Raw genomic sequence first — 17,743 nt, 5'->3', positions numbered from 1 at the left:
GCACCGCACGCGGCCCCCGGCCGTCAGCCGACCGCGTCGGTGAGCCGTTCGCACAGGATCGCCGTGTGGCGTCCCTCCAGGCGGGTGAGGACGAGCGTGACGCGACCCGATCCGCGCAACCGCAGCCGCTTGCGGAACTGCGCCGGGTCGACGTCGACGCCGCGCTTCTTGATCTCGACGGTGCCGATGCCGTCGGCAGCGAGCCGTGCGGCCAGTCGCTTGACGTCGAGCGGCATCGTGTCGAGCACCCGGAAGCCCTGCGCGAAGGGGGTCGTGACGGCGCGGTCGGACGTGACGTAGGCGATGCCCTCGGACAGCATGTGCCCGTCGAGGCCCCGTGCCAGATCGCCGATCAGCCGTGCGCGGATCACGGCGCCGTCGGGCTCGTACAGGTAGGCGCCGAGTGTTCCGACCTCGGCGTCGTCGGCGTCGGCCGCTCCGGTCATCTCGGCGATGCCGTGCGCACCGATGACGGTGGCGGCGCGGCGGATCCCGGGGCGGGCGAGGGGGCCGAACCACAGGGCGAGCTCCACGACCTCGCGGTCGACGGAGGTCCACTGCGCCTCGGCCGTGTCCGGGATCAGGTCGCGGTCGATGCCCGGTCCGAGCTTCACGCCGGTCGGCGTCGTCGTCGCCGCGGCGAACACGGTGTCGAGCGAGGGCGACCAGTCGTCCGGGTCGGCGAGCCGGCGGGTGTCCGAGTGGCCGGAGGTGCGGCGTGCGGGGTCCATCCACACGCCGTCCACCGACGACAGGTCGAACGACGCTGCATCACCGAGCTCGACACGCGCGTTCGGCCATACTGCCAGGTTGTGGGTCGCGACGGCCGCGGTCACCTCGTCGCGGTCGACCGCGGTGACGTCGAGGTCGAGCGCCGCCATCGCCATGGCGTCCCCGCCGATGCCGCAGCCGAGGTCGGCGACGCGGGTCAGCCCGGCCGCTGCGAAGCGTCCGGCGTGCTGGGCCGCGACCTGCAGCCGGGTGGCCTGCTCGAGCCCGGCCTCGGTGAAGAGCATGCGGGACGCGAAGTCGCCGAACTTGCCGCGGGCCTTCAGCCGCAGCTTCGCCTGGGTCAGCACCGCGGCGACCAGTCGGGGATCGTGGCCCTCGGCGCGCAGCCGGGACACCACGCGGACGATCTCGCCGCCGTCGGAGACACCCGGGGTACGGTCGAGCAGGGCCATCCCGTCGGGGGTCAGCAGTGCGGTGAGTTCGGCGGCGTCCATGCGTCGATCCTCGCAGGTGCTGCGTGTTCTCCGGATGTGCTGGCACTCGGATTGACCGAGTGCCAGAGGCCCCCTAGAGTTGGCGTTGGCACTCTCCTGTGCGAAGTGCCAACCCGGTTTTCATCTGTACCGAGTCCGTACCGAGAAAGAAGAGGTCACCGTGGCCGTCAGCATCAAGCCGCTCGAGGATCGCATCGTCATCCGCCAGGTCGAGGCGGAGCAGACCACCGCTTCCGGTCTGGTCATCCCCGACACCGCGAAGGAGAAGCCCCAGGAGGGCGAGGTCGTCGCCGTGGGTCCGGGTCGCATCGACGACAACGGCAACCGCGTCCCGCTCGACGTCGCCGTGGGTGACAAGGTCATCTACTCCAAGTACGGCGGAACCGAGGTCAAGTACTCGGGCGAGGACCTGCTGGTCCTGTCCGCCCGCGACGTCCTCGCGGTCATCGTTCACTGAGTCGAGTACTCACCACGGACGCCCCGTCCGGCCCTCGGGCCGACGGGGCGTCCGTGCGTCCGGGGGCGATCACCCGGGTGCTCCGGTCCTGACCAGCCCGCTGTCAGCCCGCCTGGAGGCCCGGTGGGCGTGCCACGGGTCGGCGGTCGTTCCTAGGATGGTTCCGTGAGTGAACCGAGTCCGGCGCGACCCGTCCGCAGCGAGGCATCCGTCGGCGTGGTGCAGGCCGTCGTGGCCTACGGGCTCTGGGGACTGATGCCCCTGCTCTTCGCGGCGATGGCCCCCGCGGCGGCGTTCGAGATCGTGTCGTGGCGGATCGTCTTCGGCCTGGTGTTCTGCGCGGTGGCGATCGCCGTGACCCGGTCGTGGCTCCGCACCCGCACCCTGATGGCCCAGCGCCGCGTGATGCTCGTGATGGGGCTCGCCGCCGTCCTGATCCTGGTCAACTGGACCGTCTACGTCCTCGCGACGACCACCGGCCACACCGTCGAGGCCGCGCTCGGCTACTTCATCAACCCGCTCGTCACGATCGCGCTCGGCGTCGTCGTCCTGCGCGAACGCCTGCGTCCGGCGCAGTGGGCAGCTGTCGGGCTGAGCGTCGTGGCGGTCGTCGTCATCGCCGTCGGCTACGGGCAGATGCCGTGGATCTCGTTGGCCCTGGCGTTCTCGTTCGGGCTGTACGGCCTGGTGAAGAAGCGCGTCGGCGGCACCGTGGACGCCCTGAGCGGCCTGACGATCGAGACCGTGTGGCTGCTGCCGATCGCGGTCGTGGCGCTCGTCGTGCTCGGCGTGACCGGCCTCGGCGGCGGCGTGACGTTCACGAGCGAGGGCTGGGGGCACGCGGTCATCACGGTCCTGACGGGGCCGGCGACGGCGGTGCCGCTCCTGCTCTTCGCGTCGTCGGCACGCCGGGTGAGCCTGTCGACGCTCGGACTGACCCAGTACCTGGCGCCCGTGATGCAACTGCTCGTCGGCGTGCTGGTGCAGCACGAGGAGATGTCGGCCGGGCGCTGGTTCGGCTTCGGCATCGTGTGGCTCGCCCTCGTGGTGCTGACGGCCGACTCGTTCGCCGCTGCACGAGCGTCCCGCCGCCGGGCGCTCGCACCCGGCTCGGCCGATCCGGTCTGACGGGCGCACCCCGGGCCTCCCGTCTGCCCGTCCGCCCGCTCAGCCACCCGCACGCGAAAGCGACAGTCCCCCGCGGATGACCCGCGGGGGACTGTCGCTTTCGTGGGGTGGTGCCGGTGCCCTACTTCTTCACCGCACCCTGGATGGCGCTCTGGTAGACGGGCTTGTTGTCGCCGTCGAACTTGTAGATGCCGATGTAGGCGCTCGACGGGTCGTTGTTCTCGTCGAACGGACCGATGCCGGACGGGCCGGTGTAGTGGATGTCCTTGCCGTCGTCCAGGAGCGTCTTGCACTCCTTGAACGTCGCGCACTCGGTGCCGCCGTCAGCACCCGACACCGCAGCCATGTTGGCCTGGATCGTGCCGGAGTCGGTGCCCTTGCCCTTCACCGCGGCGAGGGCGGCGAGGACGGTGGCGTCGTAGGACTCCGCCGCGTACGAGTAGTCGGCGAGCGTCTTGCCCGACGAGTCCTTGTAGAACGCAGCGAGCTGCTTCTTGAAGTCGTCCTTCGGCGAGGCACCGGGGATGGTGCCCTGGGCGCCCGTCAGGGTGCCCTTGTCGAAGTCCTTCGAGTAGTCCGCCGTGTTGCCGTCGGACATGTAGATCTTCGCTTCGTTCCCCTGCGAGACGAGCTCCGGGATGATCGACTTCGTCTCGTCGAAGGCGAGGACGACGATCGCGTCGGGCTTCGCGGCCAGGGCCGCGGTCACCTCGGACGAGAACGTGGTCTGGCCGGGCGGGAACTCCTGGCCCTCCCCCTTGGCGCCGTAGACGACCTGACCGCCCGAGGCCTCGACCGCAGCCTGCACGGAGTTGCGGAGGCCGGTGCCGTACGTGTCGTTGAAGACCAGGAAGGCGACCTTCGCGTTGCCGTCACCGGTCACGAGCTGGCCGAGCGCGGAACCCTGCACCGAGTCCGGCGGTGCGGTCCGGTAGTAGTACGACGAGTAGCCGGAGAGGTCGGTCGCGGTGTTCGCGGGCGAGATCTCGACGATGCAGTTGCTCGTCAGCTGGTCGATGACGTTCAGCGTGACCGACGAGGACTCGGCGCCGATCGCGACCGGCACCTTCGCGTTGACGAGCTTCGTCGCGGCTGAGCTCGACACGGTCATGTCGTTGCTGTCACCGGAGTCGGTCGCCGGGTCGATCGTGACGTCCTTGTCGAGGACGCCGCCCGCGGCGTTGATGTCCTTGACGGCCAGGCCGACACCGGACTCGGCCGGCGGGTTGAGGTAGGCCAGCGAACCGGTCAGGGGCAGGATCGTGCCGATCTTCAGCGCGTCCGTACCGGGGGTGTCCGGGGCCTTGCAGCTGGCGGCGGGATCCTTCTTCGCATCGCTCGACGCCGAGCTCGAGGGGGAAGCACTGCCGGTGGTGGAACACGCGGCGAGGAGGACGGCTGCTGCGCCCGCCAACGCCAGTGCCGCGGTGGCACGGGTGGTTCTGATCATCCGTGGAGCCCTTTCTCTGCGCGGAGGCTGTGCCGCTTCGGGTGAATGCGACGCCTCCACTGGATGTCGAGAAACGTAGGGTCCATGTGTTTCGCCCGTGTGACGGGGCGGTACGCAAAGGTGTTTCGTTACCGAGCCGTGACGTTCCTGTGCGCAGGGACAGGGATCGGTCCAGGAGCGACGGTGCCGCCGTGACGAGCCGATCTGCGCCAGGCGGATGGTCCGGCAGGGCGCCCGGGAGGCCCGGCGTACGTTCCGCCGCATGAGCGACTTCCAGCCCACCAAAGCCATCGTCACCGGCTCCGAATCCGGGATCGGCCGCGCGACCGCCGTCGCGCTCGCCGAAGCCGGCATGGACGTCGGCATCACCTACCTGTCCGAACCCGACCGAGCCGAGGAGACCGCGGAGGAGGTCCGGAAGACCGGCCGCCAGGCCTTCGTCGAGCAGATCGACGTCTCCGACCTCGCCGGTGCGGCCGCCGTCGTCGACCGCCTCGTGTCGCAGCTGGGCGGCGTCGACGTCTTCGTGGCCGACGCCGGCACCGGCGACAACGCTCCGTTCCTCGAGATGACCCTCGACCAGTGGCGTCACACGGTGTCGACCGACCTCGACGGTGCCTTCGTCACGATGCAGGCCGCCGCGAAGCACATGGTGCAGGCCGGCACCGGCGGCCGGATCATCGGCATCACGAGCGTGCACGAACACCAGCCCCGCTCCGGCTCGAGCGCCTACGACGCCGCGAAGCACGGACTCGGCGGTCTGCTGAAGACCATGGCGATCGAGCTCGCCGAGCACGGCATCACCGTGAACGCCGTCGCCCCCGGCGAGATCGCCACCCGGATGACCGGGGCCGAGGACGAGGACCCGCACACCATCGACCGCCCCGGTGTGCCGCTCGGTCGGCCGGGCAACGCGTGGGAGATCGCGGCAGCCGTGGCCTTCCTGGCCTCGCGTGCGTCGTCGTACATCACCGGGGTGTCCCTGCCGGTGGACGGCGGGATGCTGCAGATGGGCCCGCACGGCGGCTCGCACATCACGTCGAACGACTGGCGTTCGGCGTAGGCACTCGCCCGGTCAGTCCTGCCGGGCGGCGTCTCCGTCGAGTTCGGCCTGGGATCGCAGGACGCAGAACTCGTTGCCCTCCGGGTCGGCGAACACCACCCACCCGCCGTCCGGGTGGCGCAGGTCGGCGAGCTCCACGGCACCGATGCCGCGGAGCCGCTCGACCTCTTCGTCGCGGGTGCGGTCGGTGGGGCGCAGGTCGAAGTGGATCCGGTTCTTCACGGTCTTCGCCTCGGGCACCTGGATGAAGAGCACGGTGTGCGATCGATCGGGTGCCGTGATCTCGCACTCCTCGTGCCCGGGAGCGTTCGGGTCGTCGGGCAGGTCGACGTAGCCGAGCACCTGCTTCCACCACTCGGACTGGGCGTAGGCGTCGCGGGAGTCGATCGTGGTGTGTGAGACGGCGCTGACCATGTCGCGACACTACTGCCGGGGGACGCAGCACGCCCCCGCTCCACGGGGAACGGGGGCGTGCTGTCGAACAGCTGACTAGCTGCGGTAGTTCGGCGCCTCGACGACCATCTGGACGTCGTGCGGGTGGGACTCCTTGAGCCCCGCCGCCGTGATGCGGACGAACTTGCCACGCGCCTTCAGCTCGGGGATCGTGCGACCGCCGACGTAGAACATCGACTGCCGCAGCCCACCGGTGAGCTGGTAGACGACGTTGCCGACCGAGCCGCGGTAGGGCACCTGGCCCTCGATGCCCTCGGGGATGAGCTTGTCGTCGTTCGGCACGTCCGCCTGGAAGTAGCGGTCCTTCGAGTACGAGGTCTTCTTGCCACGGGTCTGCAGGGCACCGAGGGAGCCCATGCCGCGGTAGGCCTTGAACTGCTTGCCGTTCACGAACACCAGGTCACCGGGGGACTCGTCGGTGCCGGCCAGCAGCGAGCCGAGCATGACGGTGTCGGCACCGGCCACCAGGGCCTTCGCGATGTCGCCCGAGTACTGCAGGCCACCGTCGGCGATGATCGGCACACCGGCTTCGCGTGCGGCGAGGGAGGCCTCGTACACGGCGGTCACCTGCGGCACACCGACACCGGCGACGACGCGCGTGGTGCAGATGGAGCCCGGGCCGACACCGACCTTGACGGCGTCCACACCGGCGTCGATGAGCGCCTGGGCTCCGGCACGGGTGGCGACGTTGCCGCCGATGACGTCGATCGCGTCGAACGTCGGGTCGGCCTTGAGGCGGCGGACCATGTCGAGCACGCCTTCGCTCTCGCCGTTGGCGGTGTCGACGACGAGCACGTCGACGCCGGCGTCCCGCAGGGCCTCGGCGCGCTGCCAGGCGTCGCCGAAGAAGCCGATCGCGGCACCGACGCGGAGCCGGCCCTCGTCGTCCTTCGTGGCGTCCGGGTACTGCTCGCTCTTGTCGAAGTCCTTGACGGTGATCAGACCGCGGAGCTTGCCCTCGGCGTCGACCAGCGGCAGCTTCTCGATCTTGTGCTGCGCGAAGATGGCGATCGCCTCTTCGGGGTCGATGCCCTCCATCGCGGTGATCAGCGGGGCCTTCGTCATCACGTCGCGCACGTACGTGGTGGCCTGCTCGAACGTGGCCACGAAGCGCATGTCGCGGTTCGTGATGATGCCGACGAGGGTGCCGTCCTGCTCGACGACCGGCAGACCGGAGACGCGGAACTGGCCGCAGAGCGCGTCGACCTCGGCCACGGTGGCGTCCGGGGTGGTGGTCACCGGGTTGGTGATCATGCCCGACTCGGAGCGCTTGACCTTGTCGACGTACGCAGCCTGGTCCTCGATGGACAGGTTGCGGTGCAGGATCCCGATGCCGCCCTGGCGCGCCATGGCGATGGCCATGCGGGCTTCGGTGACGGTGTCCATCGCGGCGGAGAGCAGCGGGACGTTGACGGAGATCCGCTTGGTGAGCCGGGACGCCGTGGACGCCTCGCTCGGGATGACGTCGGTGTGCCCGGGCAGCAGCATGACGTCGTCGTACGTGAGTCCGATGAATCCGAACGGATCCGGCTGGTCCATGGGTCCCCTTCGTGGGCGAGTGAAGTGTCGAGACACCGGGAACGCGACGACGGGTTCCGGATAGGACATGGTAACGCGAGCGGCTGTCGCCGCATTCCGCCTGGAGGCACGGATCGCGCCCGCCTCGGGGCGTTCCTCCACAACGTCACAGTTCGGGTACGAATCACACAGGGAACGTGTTGGAAACACGGGTGTCACAAAATCCCCATAGGTTCCTCGTCATCCGAACGAGAGGCTCTTCCGTGGGATCCATCACTCCTCCGGGACGGGCGCAGCCGCGCCTGTTCCGCCTCCGCCACGCACGACGACGACCGGTCCTGGCGGCCGTGCTCGTCGCCGCGTTCCTGGCGACCTTCCTGATCGACTGGGCGGTCACCCTGCCGGCCTTCAGTGCCACCTCGGCACCGGCCACCAGCCAGGCGTGCACCGTCAGCCCCGACAACGGGTGCATCCAGGGGACGATCACCGACTCCGAGCGTGAACCGGCCGAGGGCGTCGACGTCGACGTGACCGGCCCGAGCGGCTTCGACGAGACGGCCACGACGAACGCCGACGGCCGCTGGTCCGTCAGCGTCGACACGGCCGGCGAGTACACGGTGAGCGTCGACCAGGGCACCCTGCCGAAGGGCCAGTACCTGACGAACGCCGCCGACGCCGACCGCAAGGTGCAGGCGACGCTGAACGCCAACGTCGGGCAGATCTTCCAGCTGTCCGACCAGAAGGGCGCCACCACCTCGGCCGACTCGTCGAGCGTGAGCATGCAGCGCGCCTGGCAGCAGTTCGCCTCGGGGCTCCGGCTCGGGTTGCTCATCGCCCTGGCGTCGATCGGGCTCTCGCTCATCTACGGCACGACGGGGCTGTCGAGCTTCTCGCACGGCGAGCAGGTGACCCTCGGCGGTCTGCTGGCGTACGTGTTCGCCAACCAGCTCGGCTGGAACATCTGGGTCACCGGGATCGTCGTCACGCTGTTGTGCGCCGCGACCGGGTACCTGCAGGACGCCGCGATCTGGCGACCACTCCGGCGCAAGCGCATCAGCCTGACGCAGCTCATGATCGTCACGATCGGTCTGTCGATCGCCGCCCAGTACGCGTTCCAGTACTTCTTCGGCGCCTCGACGGTCCGCATCCAGCAGGGCAACCCGGAGACCGTGCGGTTCGCCGGTGTCACCCTGACGGTGCAGTCCTACGTCGCCATGGGGATCGCGCTCGTGGTCCTCGTCGCGACCGGACTCTTCCTGGCGAAGACGCGCTTCGGACGGGCAACCCGCGCCGTGTCGGACAACCCGGCGCTGGCCGCGGCCTCCGGCATCGACGTCGACCGGGTGATCCGCTTCGTGTGGACGCTCGCCGCCGGCCTCGCGGGACTCTCCGGCGTGATGCTCGGACTCGTCCTGAACGGCGTGAACTGGCAGACCGGGCTCCAGCTGCTCCTGCTCATGTTCGCCTCGGTCACGCTCGGTGGCCTCGGCACCGCGTACGGCGCCCTGGTCGGCTCGATGATCATCGGCGTCGTCGTGGAGCTCACGAACCTGGTGCTCCCCGGTGACTTCAAGTACGCCACCGCCCTCGTCATCCTCATCCTCATCCTGCTGTTCCGGCCGCAGGGCATCTTCGGCCGCGCCGAGCGGATCGGCTAAGGGAGCACGCGCATGGACTACATCCTCAACCTGCTGTCCTCGCTCACCCAGGAGGCACTCGCCCCGACGACGGCGGCGTTCGCGCTGGCCGCGATCGGCCTGAACGTGCACTTCGGGCTCACCGGCCTCGTGAACATGGGCCAGGCGGCGTTCCTGCTGCTCGGTGCCTACGGATTCGCGATCTCGATCACGAACGGACTGCCGTTCGTGATGGCGGTCCTCATCGCCCTGCTCGTCGCGATCGTGTTCGCGATCATCCTCGGCATCCCGACCCTGCGGTTGCGCGGCGACTACCTGGCGATCGTCACGATCTCCGGCGCCGAGATCATCCGCATGGTGGGCCGCTCGAGCCTGCTCACCTCGACCACGGGCGGCTCGAACGGCATCACCGGGTCGAGCTACCGCGACCCGTTCACCGCCCTCAGCCCGCTGCCCGACGGCACCACCACGATCCTGTGGTTCACGTACGCGAACAACGGCGTCAACGGCTGGTGGATCCGCATCGCGGCGTGGGCGATGGTCGCCCTGTTCACCCTGGTGCTCTTCCTGCTCATGCGCAGCCCGTGGGGCCGCGTGGTGAAGGCCATCCGCGAGGACGAGGACGCCGTCCGCTCGCTCGGCAAGAACGTCTACTCGTACAAGATGCAGGCGCTCGTGTTCGGTGGGGCGCTCGGTGCGATCGCGGGCATCATCTACGTGCTGCCGAGTTCGGTGCAACCGGACGCCATGGGCCGCTCGATGACGTTCTTCATCTGGACGGCGCTCATCCTCGGTGGTGCGGCGACGGTGTTCGGACCGGTGCTCGGAGCCGTGCTCTTCTTCGTCGTCCGGCTCTTCATCCGCACGCTGGCCGGCGACTTCATCCCCGACTCGATCATGAACGCGCAGCAGGCCGAGCAGTTCTCGTACGTGCTCGTCGGCGTCGCGCTCATGCTGCTCATCGTGTTCCGTCCACAGGGGTTGCTCGGCAACAAGAAGGAGCTGACGTTCAGTGTCTGAGACCTACGGCCACCCCAAGGCCGACCCGATCCTCACCGTCGACGACGTCACCCGCCGCTTCGGGGGCATGACCGCCGTGGACGTCGACCACCTCGAGGTCCAGCGCGGCTCCATCACGGCCCTGATCGGCCCGAACGGCGCCGGCAAGACCACGTTCTTCAACCTGCTCACCGGGTTCGACAAGCCGAGCCCCGGAGCGAAGACGCAGTTCGACGGTGCCACGCTGCAGAAGACGAGCGCGACGCACATCGCGAACAAGGGCATGGTCCGCACCTTCCAGCTGACCAAGGCGTTGTCCCGGCTCACCGTGATGCAGAACATGCTCCTCGGCGCTCGCGACCAGCCCGGCGAGAACTTCTTCGCCGCCCTGGTCAAGCCGGTGTGGGCGAAGCGGGAGCGCGAGATCACGGCCAAGGCCGAGGACCTGCTCGCCCGGTTCAAGCTCGACACCAAGGCGGACGACTACGCCGGTTCGCTGTCCGGCGGGCAGCGCAAGCTGCTCGAGATGGCCCGTGCGCTGATGTCCGACCCGACGATGATCATGCTCGACGAGCCGATGGCCGGCGTGAACCCCGCGCTCACCCAGTCGCTCCTCGGGCACATCCAGTCCCTGCGCGACGACGGCATGACCGTGCTGTTCGTCGAGCACGACATGCACATGGTCCGGCACATCTCGGACTGGGTGGTCGTGATGGCCGAGGGCAAGGTCGTCGCCGAGGGCCCGGCGGACACGGTGATGGACGACCAGGCGGTGATCGACGCCTACCTCGGTGCGCACCACGACACCGACCTGGGCGACGACTCGCTCCTCACCGAGGAGACCTTCGAGGAACTGGCGGAGGAAGTCGCCGAAGAGGACGCAGCAGAGGAGACGACCCGATGACGGACGCAACGGACCCCACGAACGCGAGCAGTGCCTCCAGTCCGTCCCCGGCGGCCACGCTGGAACGCGAGCCGGTGCTCAGCGCGAAGAACCTCGTCGCCGGCTACCTGCCGGGCGTGAACATCCTGAACGGCTGCGACCTGGACTGCTACCCGGGCGAGCTCATCGGCATCATCGGGCCGAACGGCGCGGGCAAGTCGACGCTCCTCAAGGCGCTGTTCGGGCTCGTTTCCATCCGCGAGGGATCGGTGACCCTGCAGGGTGACGACATCACGAACCTCAAGGCGAACAAGCTCGTGCAGGCCGGTGTCGGCTTCGTGCCGCAGACGAACAACGTGTTCCCCTCGCTGTCCATCGAGGAGAACCTGCAGATGGGGCTGTACCTGCGGCCGAAGAAGTTCGCCGAGCGGCTCGAGGTCATCTACGACCTGTTCCCCGTCCTCGCGCAGCGGCGCAACCAGCGGGCCGGATCGCTCTCGGGCGGGGAGCGGCAGTCCGTCGCGATGGCCCGTGCGCTGATGATGGACCCGAAGGTGCTGCTGCTCGACGAGCCGAGCGCCGGGCTGTCCCCCGTGCGCCAGGACGAGACGTTCCTGCGGACCCGCCGGATCAACAAGGCCGGTGTGTCGATCATCATGGTGGAGCAGAACGCGCGACGCTGTCTGCAGATCTGCGATCGTGGGTACGTGCTCGACCAGGGGAAGAACGCGTACTCGGGCACCGGGAAGGAACTCGCTGACGACCCCAAGGTCATCGAGCTGTACCTGGGGACGCTCGCCAAGGACGTCGACGCACAGCGCTAGCGCTGTCGTCGGCTGCGGGTACCGCTGTGGGGGTGGTATCCGCGACGGGTGGGGCCGTGCGTGGTCGCTTCGCGCCGCACGGCCCCGCTCCTGTACCCGGCCTGGAGGCACGACCCACCCTGCGCGGGTCGGTATCGTTCCGCGGGTGCGCACCTCCGGACCCCTCGTGCTCGACGCCCTCGTCTGGCTCGTGTTCATCGCGCTCTTCGTCGGGGCGGCGTTGCTCGTCAAGGTCGCGGCCGCGCTGCTCGTCGTCCTCGTGGTGCTCGCGCTCCTGCTCGGCTTCGTGCTGCGGGTTCTCCGGAAGCGCGGACGGGCCCCGCGCCGCCCGCGCTGACGACTCCGCCCGCACCGTCCGGCCCGTGCACGCCGCAGAGCCCGCCCGGTAGGCTGTCGGAGTGAGCGAAGTCGAGATCGGTGCAGGCAAGCGCGGACGTCGGGCGTACGCGTTCGACGACATCGCGGTGGTCCCCTCCAGGCGGACGCGTGACCCGCGCGACGTCAACGTGCAGTGGTCGATCGACGCGTTCACGTTCGCGTCGCCGATCCTGTCGGCGCCGATGGACTCCGTGTCCTCGCCGGCGACGGTCATCCAGATGGGCGAGCTCGGCATCCTCGGTGTGCTCGACCTCGAAGGTCTCTGGACCCGCTACGAGGACCCGACCCCGTACTACGACGAGATCAAGTCGCTCACCGACGGCAACGTCACGAAGCGCATGCAGGAGATCTACTCCGAGCCGATCAAGGCCGAGTTGATCACCGCACGCCTGGCCGAGATCCGCGCAGCCGGGGTGCCGGTCGCCGGTTCGCTCAGCCCGCAGCGCACCCAGGAGTTCTCGAAGACGGTCGTCGACGCCGGCGTCGACCTGTTCGTCATCCGCGGCACCACGGTCTCGGCGGAGCACGTCTCCCAGACCGAGGAACCCCTCAACCTCAAGAAGTTCATCTACGAGCTCGACGTCCCGGTGATCGTGGGCGGTGCCTCGACGTACACGTCGGCGCTGCACCTCATGCGCACCGGCGCCGCCGGCGTGCTCGTCGGCTTCGGCGGCGGCGCAGCGTCGACCACCCGCGCCGCGCTCGGCATCCACGCCCCGATGGCCACCGCCGTCGCCGACGTCGCGGGTGCCCGTCGTGACTACCTCGACGAGTCGGGCGGCCGCTACGTGCACGTCATCGCCGACGGCGGGCTCGACACCGCGGGCGACATCGTCAAGGCCATCGCCGTGGGCGCCGACGCCGTCATGCTCGGCACCGCACTGGCCCGTGCGACCGAGGCCCCGGGTGGTGGCTACCACTGGGGTGCCGAGGCGCACCACCCCGAGCTGCCGCGCGGGCGCCGTGTCCAGGTGGGGACGATCGCGCCGCTCGAGAACGTCCTGAACGGCCCGACGCCGACCCACGACGGCCGCGCCAACCTGGTCGGGGCCCTGCGCCGCTCGATGGCGACGACCGGATACTCCGACGCCAAGGAGTTCCAGCGAGTAGAAGTGGTCGTGGCGCCGTACCACCAGTGACGGTGGCACCCGGGCACGAACCCGGGTGACGCCTCGGCGCCGACCGTGACCCGGAGGCGACGATGGCGAAGTCCAGCACGACGAAGCAGACCAGCACGGCCGGACGTCCGCGTGACGTCGCGCCCGGCGTGGGGTTCGACCCCGCGGCGAAGCTCGGACCGGACGAACGTGCGGCCGCGATCGAGACCCTGAAGACCAAGGAGCTCGACGTCCTGGTCGTCGGTGGCGGCATCGTCGGGGCGGGCAGTGCGCTCGACGCCGTGACCCGCGGCCTGAGCGTCGGCATCGTCGAGGCCCGCGACTGGGGCTCCGGCACGTCGAGCCGCTCGTCCAAGCTCGTGCACGGCGGCATCCGCTACCTCGAGCAGCTCAACTTCGCACTCGTCCGCGAGGCCCTCATCGAACGCGGACTGCTGCTCCAGCGCATCGCGCCGCACCTGGTGAAGCCCGTGCGCTTCCTCTACCCGCTCAACCACCGGGTGTGGGAGCGCTTCTACATCGGGATCGGCATGGCGATGTACGACGTGTTCAGCTGGTCCGGCGGCCGTCCGCCCGGCGTCCCGCACCACCGGCACCTCAGCCGGAAGCAGGTGCTCAAGAACATGCCCGGGCTCAAGAAGGACGCCTTCGTCGGCGGTATGACGTACTACGACGCCCAGGTCGACGACGCGCGCTACGTCGCGTCGCTCGTGCGCACCGCGGCGTCGTACGGCGCCGAGGCGGCGAGTCGCGTCCGCATCGAGGGGTTCATCAAGGTCGGGGAGCGCGTGGTCGGCGCGCAGGCCCACGACATCCAGACCGGTGAACGGTTCGAGATCCGTGCGAAGCAGGTCGTCAACGCCACCGGTGTCTGGACCGACGACACCCAGGCGATGATCGGCACCCGCGGCCAGTTCAAGGTGCGGGCGTCGAAGGGCGTCCACCTCGTGATCCCCCGGGACCGGTTCCAGTCGAACACGGGCATGATCCTGCGCACCGAGAAGAGCGTGCTCTTCGTCATCCCGTGGGGTCGGCACTGGCTCGTCGGCACGACCGACACCGACTGGTACCTCGACAAGGCGCACCCGGCAGCGACCGCGGCGGACATCGACTACATCCTCGAGCACGTCAACAAGGTGCTCGCCGTCCCGCTGACCCGCGAGGACGTCGAGGGCGTCTACGCCGGCCTCCGCCCGCTGCTGGCGGGGGAGTCGGACCAGACCTCCCAGCTCAGCCGCGAGCACGTCGTCGCGCACACCGTGCCCGGGCTCGTCGTCGTCGCCGGCGGCAAGTGGACCACCTACCGGGTGATGGGCAAGGACGCCATCGACGAGGCCGTCGCGGCCATGGACGGCAGGATCCCGGAGTCGACGACCGAGGACATCCCGCTGCTCGGCGCCGAGGGGTACCCCGCCGCGTGGAACCGACGTGCCCGCACCGCGCGGAGCTGCAACGTGCACAAGGTCCGCATCGAGCACCTGCTCAACCGGTACGGCACCCTCGCGACCGAGGTGCTGCAGCTCGTCGAGCAGGACCCCGCGCTCGCCGAGCCGCTGCCGGGGGCCGACGACTACATCGGCGCCGAGGTCGTCTACGCCGCCTCGCACGAAGGTGCCCTGCACCTGGAGGACGTCCTCGCCCGCCGCACCCGCATCTCCATCGAGGCCTGGGACCGCGGCGAGTCAGCAGCGCCCGTCGCCGCGAAGCTCATGGCGGACGTGCTCGGGTGGGACCAGGAGACCACCGAGCACGAGGTGTCGAACTACCTGAAGCGCGTGGCCGCGGAACGGGAGTCGCAGCTGCAGCCCGACGACGAGAGCGCGGACCGCGTGCGGCTCGAGGCCCCGGACATCGCGTTCGGCTTCGACGAGGACGACGTGGTCGTGGGCGGCGGCCGCTCGGACGGCGCCGAGGGCGCGAAGGCGTCCGACGAGCAGGTCGTCGGCGAGAAGACGAGCGAGCCGGAGTAGCGAGCAGCGTCGCGGACGCACCACGGGCCTCCAGGCCAGCAGACCGGACTGGAGGCCCGTGGTGCGTCCGTCAGACGGCGTGTGCCCGCAGGGCGGCGCGGCGCGCGTGCGCCGCCTGGCCGACCACGAGCACCACCGGGATCGCGATCAGCGCGACGAGGCTCGTCACGTACAGCACGCCGGCCCAGATCGTGTGGTCACCACCGTCGGTACCGAAGCCGTCCGCGACGTCCATCCCGAGGGCGAACCCACTCCAGAACGACGCCGGACCACCGAGCACGACCACGGCCAGCAGCACCGCGGCGATGACGTGGGTCGGTGCTCGGGTGACGAGCAGCAGCACCGACAGCCCGGCGGCGAGCACGACCCCGACCGAGGCCAGCGCGATCACGACCACGATGTCGGTCTGCACGTGGAAGCCCTGCTGGATGAGCTCGGCGTGGATCTCGGGCAGGGTCGCACCGGGGACCGCGGCGAGCGGGTCCAGCACCAGTGCGTTCACCGCCAGCAGTGCCGCGTACAGCGCGACGACCAGCACCCCGACGACGGCGACGACGATCCGTGTTCTCCCCATCCACAGAACAGTAGCGGGCGGAATGCGTGGGACCACCGGGTGGTTAGCATGGGGGTACTCGAAGAGGGAGCCATCATGGTCGACGTCCATCGCGTCAAACTCCCCGGAGTCGGCGTGCTGCACAGCTTCTACACCGACGACGGTGGCAAGTGCGGTGTCATCACGCACCGGTCGGGGCACTCCGACCTCATCTCGTTCGCCGACGTCTCCGACGGCGCGGACAAGTCCGAGAAGGTCTCGCTGCGTCTCAGCGAGGACGAGGCGCACACGCTCGCCGAACTGCTCGGCGGCACCCGGATCACCGAGGGCCTCGACAAGCTCGACGAGATCCCGGGGTTGTCCATCGACTGGTTCTCCGTCGACTACGACGACGCCATCGCGGGCAAGCCCCTCGGCGACCTGCACGACTCGGGCTTCATCGGCCTGACCGTCGTCGCCGTGGTCCGTGGCGACAGCGCCAACCCGGCGCCCTCGTCGGACTTCGTCGTCTTCCCCGGGGACACGATCGTCGTCGCCGGATCCCCCGAGAAGGTCGCCAAGGCGTTCTCCTTCTACCGCAGCGGAGAGCTTGCGGCCGCATCGGCCGAGGCCCCGCGGAAGAGCTAGCGCATGCACCTGGGTGGTGAGCTGCTCACCATCGGTGTGCTCTTCGTCATCGCCTACGTCCTGGGACGGCTCGGCAAGACCATCGGTCTGCCGGCCATCCCGATCTACATGGTGGTCGGACTCGTCGCGAGTCCGAACACGCCGTGGTTCGGGCTGAGCGTCGAGTCCCACACGATCGAGCTCATCGCGACGTTCGGGCTCATCCTGCTGTTGTTCAACCTCGGGCTCGAGTTCGACCAAGAGGAGTTCTACGGCAACGCGGGGAAGCTCCTGGTGTCCGGCGGCACCTACGTCGTCATCAACATGGGCGTGGGGTTCGCCTTCGGGTTCTCGCTCGGCTGGGGCACCCGTGAAGCCCTGATCATCGCGGGCATGACGGCGACGTCCTCGAGCGCCATCGTGACGAAGCTCCTCATCGAGCTCCGGCGCCTGGCGAACGACGAGACCCCGATGATCCTCGGTGTCACCGTGATCGAGGACGTCTTCATCGCCGTCTACCTGGCGATCGTCTCCGTCGTGCTGTCCGGCGACACCAACGTCTGGGCCGTCGTCGGCAAGCTCGCACTCGCGTTCGGGTTCCTCATCGTGATGTTCACGCTCGCGCGCTTCGCGGGCAAGTGGGTCTCGAAGATCTTCGCCACCCGTGACGACGAGCTGTTCACGGTGCTGTTCTTCGGACTCGCGGTCATGTTCGGCGGCATCGGCGACCTGCTCGGCGTGACCGACGCGATCGGTGCCTTCGTCATCGGCCTGCTCTGCGGAGCGACCCGGTACCGCGATCGCATCGAACAGCTCGCCCTGCCGATGCGCGACGTCTTCGCCGCGTTCTTCTTCGTCAACTTCGGGCTCGGCCTCGACCTGTCGACCTTCGGCGAGGTGCTCTGGCCCGTCCTCGGCGCGATCGGCATGACGGTCGTGCTCAACGCCGTCGCCGGGCAGATCGTCGCCCGGATGAACGGCTTCAACGTCCAACAGGGCATCAACACCGCCGTCATCCTGGTGAACCGCGGTGAGTTCGCGCTGATCCTCGCGACGCTGTCGGCTGCCGCCGGGCTGGAGGCGCGGATCACCGCCTTCGCGGGCCTCTACGTCCTCTGCATGGCCGTCCTCGGGCCGCTGCTCGCGGTGAACTCGGACCGGATCGGCCGCCTCGTGGTGCGCCCGGGCCGGCTCATCCGTCTGCGCGGACGGCTGGGCGGCCGACGTGCCGTCGCCGCGGCCGCCGCCGCCGAGAGCGCCGAAGCGGCCGAGGCCGAGGCGGACGCCACCGCCGCGGCGCGGAAGGCCGAGCGGGACCGCCAGTTCGCCGAGGAGTTCGCGCTCGTCGAGGCGGCTGGCAGGGACGAGCGAGACAATGAGGGGTCCGAGCCGACGTCCGCCCCCGTGACGTCGCCGGTCGAGATCCCCGCCGAGCGCCCCGAGCGCCCGGTCCGACAGCGCGATCCGGAGTACTGATACA

17 protein-coding genes are annotated in these 17,743 nt (G+C 69.5%); 12 read left to right on the top strand and 5 right to left on the bottom strand.

Annotation, left to right across the window (positions count from 1 at the left end; genetic code table 11):
- Window positions 1–23: 23 nt before the first annotated feature.
- Window positions 24–1,226, bottom strand: coding sequence for a class I SAM-dependent methyltransferase (locus OE229_RS01260; RefSeq protein WP_262139382.1), 1,203 nt, complete (start codon window positions 1,224–1,226; stop codon window positions 24–26).
- A gap of 160 nt (window positions 1,227–1,386) precedes the next feature.
- Between OE229_RS01260 and groES the strand changes: the two genes are divergently transcribed.
- Window positions 1,387–1,683: a co-chaperone GroES gene (groES, locus tag OE229_RS01255; RefSeq protein WP_017885484.1), complete on the top strand. Its 297-nt coding sequence runs from the start codon at window positions 1,387–1,389 to the stop codon at window positions 1,681–1,683.
- A 165-nt stretch (window positions 1,684–1,848) separates the two neighbouring features.
- Window positions 1,849–2,811, top strand: a complete 963-nt coding sequence (gene rarD / locus OE229_RS01250) for an EamA family transporter RarD (protein ID WP_182065717.1) — start codon at window positions 1,849–1,851, stop codon at window positions 2,809–2,811.
- 121 nt (window positions 2,812–2,932) lie between these two features.
- On the opposite strand, the gene OE229_RS01245 is transcribed toward rarD, so the two are convergent.
- A complete protein-coding gene (locus OE229_RS01245) occupies window positions 2,933–4,261 on the bottom strand; it encodes an ABC transporter substrate-binding protein (protein WP_182065718.1) in 1,329 nt (442 codons plus the stop codon).
- Between the two features lie 262 nt (window positions 4,262–4,523).
- On the opposite strand from OE229_RS01245, the gene OE229_RS01240 reads away from it, so the two are divergent.
- Window positions 4,524–5,324 (top strand): SDR family oxidoreductase, encoded by an 801-nt coding sequence (locus tag OE229_RS01240; RefSeq protein WP_138802038.1) that lies wholly within the window; start codon window positions 4,524–4,526, stop codon window positions 5,322–5,324.
- 12 nt (window positions 5,325–5,336) lie between these two features.
- Here OE229_RS01240 and OE229_RS01235 read toward each other — a convergent pair whose 3' ends face one another.
- Both OE229_RS01235 and guaB read right to left on the bottom strand, forming a co-directional pair.
- On the bottom strand, window positions 5,337–5,738 hold the full coding sequence (locus tag OE229_RS01235; protein WP_259578983.1) for a VOC family protein: 402 nt from the start codon (window positions 5,736–5,738) through the stop codon (window positions 5,337–5,339).
- A 75-nt stretch (window positions 5,739–5,813) separates the two neighbouring features.
- A complete protein-coding gene (gene guaB / locus OE229_RS01230; RefSeq protein ID WP_027466700.1) occupies window positions 5,814–7,316 on the bottom strand; it encodes an IMP dehydrogenase in 1,503 nt (500 codons plus the stop codon).
- Between the two features lie 326 nt (window positions 7,317–7,642).
- On the opposite strand from guaB, the gene OE229_RS01225 reads away from it, so the two are divergent.
- The 7 genes from OE229_RS01225 (at window position 7,643) to OE229_RS01195 (ending at window position 15,104) form a co-directional block, all read left to right on the top strand.
- Window positions 7,643–8,953: a branched-chain amino acid ABC transporter permease gene (locus OE229_RS01225; RefSeq protein ID WP_182065761.1), complete on the top strand. Its 1,311-nt coding sequence runs from the start codon at window positions 7,643–7,645 to the stop codon at window positions 8,951–8,953.
- A 12-nt stretch (window positions 8,954–8,965) separates the two neighbouring features.
- Entirely contained in the window at window positions 8,966–9,952 is a 987-nt protein-coding gene (locus tag OE229_RS01220) for a branched-chain amino acid ABC transporter permease (protein ID WP_027466698.1), read from the top strand.
- A complete protein-coding gene (locus tag OE229_RS01215; RefSeq protein ID WP_110859529.1) occupies window positions 9,945–10,835 on the top strand; it encodes an ABC transporter ATP-binding protein in 891 nt (296 codons plus the stop codon). The genes OE229_RS01220 and OE229_RS01215 overlap by 8 nt, the downstream gene beginning before the upstream one ends.
- The gene (locus OE229_RS01210) at window positions 10,832–11,638 is read left to right on the top strand and encodes an ABC transporter ATP-binding protein (protein WP_247737896.1); all 807 of its coding nucleotides are present in this window, start codon (window positions 10,832–10,834) and stop codon (window positions 11,636–11,638) included. Before OE229_RS01215 ends, OE229_RS01210 begins: the two co-directional genes overlap by 4 nt.
- Before the next feature lie 145 nt (window positions 11,639–11,783).
- A complete protein-coding gene (locus OE229_RS01205; protein ID WP_262139381.1) occupies window positions 11,784–11,975 on the top strand; it encodes a hypothetical protein in 192 nt (63 codons plus the stop codon).
- Window positions 11,976–12,036: 61 nt separating this feature from the next.
- Window positions 12,037–13,155 (top strand): GuaB3 family IMP dehydrogenase-related protein, encoded by a 1,119-nt coding sequence (locus OE229_RS01200; RefSeq protein ID WP_182065723.1) that lies wholly within the window; start codon window positions 12,037–12,039, stop codon window positions 13,153–13,155.
- Between the two features lie 62 nt (window positions 13,156–13,217).
- The gene (locus tag OE229_RS01195; protein WP_262139380.1) at window positions 13,218–15,104 is read left to right on the top strand and encodes a glycerol-3-phosphate dehydrogenase/oxidase; all 1,887 of its coding nucleotides are present in this window, start codon (window positions 13,218–13,220) and stop codon (window positions 15,102–15,104) included.
- Between the two features lie 70 nt (window positions 15,105–15,174).
- On the opposite strand, the gene OE229_RS01190 is transcribed toward OE229_RS01195, so the two are convergent.
- On the bottom strand, window positions 15,175–15,678 hold the full coding sequence (locus OE229_RS01190; protein ID WP_262139378.1) for a hypothetical protein: 504 nt from the start codon (window positions 15,676–15,678) through the stop codon (window positions 15,175–15,177).
- Between the two features lie 75 nt (window positions 15,679–15,753).
- On the opposite strand from OE229_RS01190, the gene OE229_RS01185 reads away from it, so the two are divergent.
- Both OE229_RS01185 and OE229_RS01180 read left to right on the top strand, forming a co-directional pair.
- Window positions 15,754–16,284 carry a cation:proton antiporter regulatory subunit gene (locus tag OE229_RS01185; protein ID WP_017885470.1) on the top strand — a complete coding sequence of 177 codons (531 nt, stop codon included), beginning with the start codon at window positions 15,754–15,756 and terminating at the stop codon, window positions 16,282–16,284.
- Between the two features lie 3 nt (window positions 16,285–16,287).
- Entirely contained in the window at window positions 16,288–17,739 is a 1,452-nt protein-coding gene (locus OE229_RS01180) for a cation:proton antiporter (protein ID WP_027466692.1), read from the top strand.
- Window positions 17,740–17,743 lie beyond the last annotated feature (4 nt).

Origin of the sequence: Curtobacterium poinsettiae (genome assembly GCF_025677645.1) — a bacterium.
Lineage (GTDB): Bacteria > Actinomycetota > Actinomycetes > Actinomycetales > Microbacteriaceae > Curtobacterium > Curtobacterium poinsettiae_A.
This window is presented reverse-complemented; position numbering and strand designations above follow the sequence as displayed.

What these genes read in the sequence shown, in the direction of transcription:
- OE229_RS01195 (WP_262139380.1), top strand. Translation starts at nt 13,218, where the DNA reads ATGGCGAAGTCCAGCACGACGAAGCAGACCAGCACGGCCGGACGTCCG.
- OE229_RS01210 (WP_247737896.1), top strand. Translation starts at nt 10,832, where the DNA reads ATGACGGACGCAACGGACCCCACGAACGCGAGCAGTGCCTCCAGTCCG.
- OE229_RS01185 (WP_017885470.1), top strand. Translation starts at nt 15,754, where the DNA reads ATGGTCGACGTCCATCGCGTCAAACTCCCCGGAGTCGGCGTGCTGCAC.
- OE229_RS01245 (WP_182065718.1), bottom strand. Translation starts at nt 4,261, where the DNA reads ATGATCAGAACCACCCGTGCCACCGCGGCACTGGCGTTGGCGGGCGCA.
- OE229_RS01220 (WP_027466698.1), top strand. Translation starts at nt 8,966, where the DNA reads ATGGACTACATCCTCAACCTGCTGTCCTCGCTCACCCAGGAGGCACTC.
- guaB (WP_027466700.1), bottom strand. Translation starts at nt 7,316, where the DNA reads ATGGACCAGCCGGATCCGTTCGGATTCATCGGACTCACGTACGACGAC.
- OE229_RS01260 (WP_262139382.1), bottom strand. Translation starts at nt 1,226, where the DNA reads ATGGACGCCGCCGAACTCACCGCACTGCTGACCCCCGACGGGATGGCC.
- OE229_RS01235 (WP_259578983.1), bottom strand. Translation starts at nt 5,738, where the DNA reads ATGGTCAGCGCCGTCTCACACACCACGATCGACTCCCGCGACGCCTAC.
- OE229_RS01240 (WP_138802038.1), top strand. Translation starts at nt 4,524, where the DNA reads ATGAGCGACTTCCAGCCCACCAAAGCCATCGTCACCGGCTCCGAATCC.
- OE229_RS01180 (WP_027466692.1), top strand. Translation starts at nt 16,288, where the DNA reads ATGCACCTGGGTGGTGAGCTGCTCACCATCGGTGTGCTCTTCGTCATC.
- OE229_RS01190 (WP_262139378.1), bottom strand. Translation starts at nt 15,678, where the DNA reads ATGGGGAGAACACGGATCGTCGTCGCCGTCGTCGGGGTGCTGGTCGTC.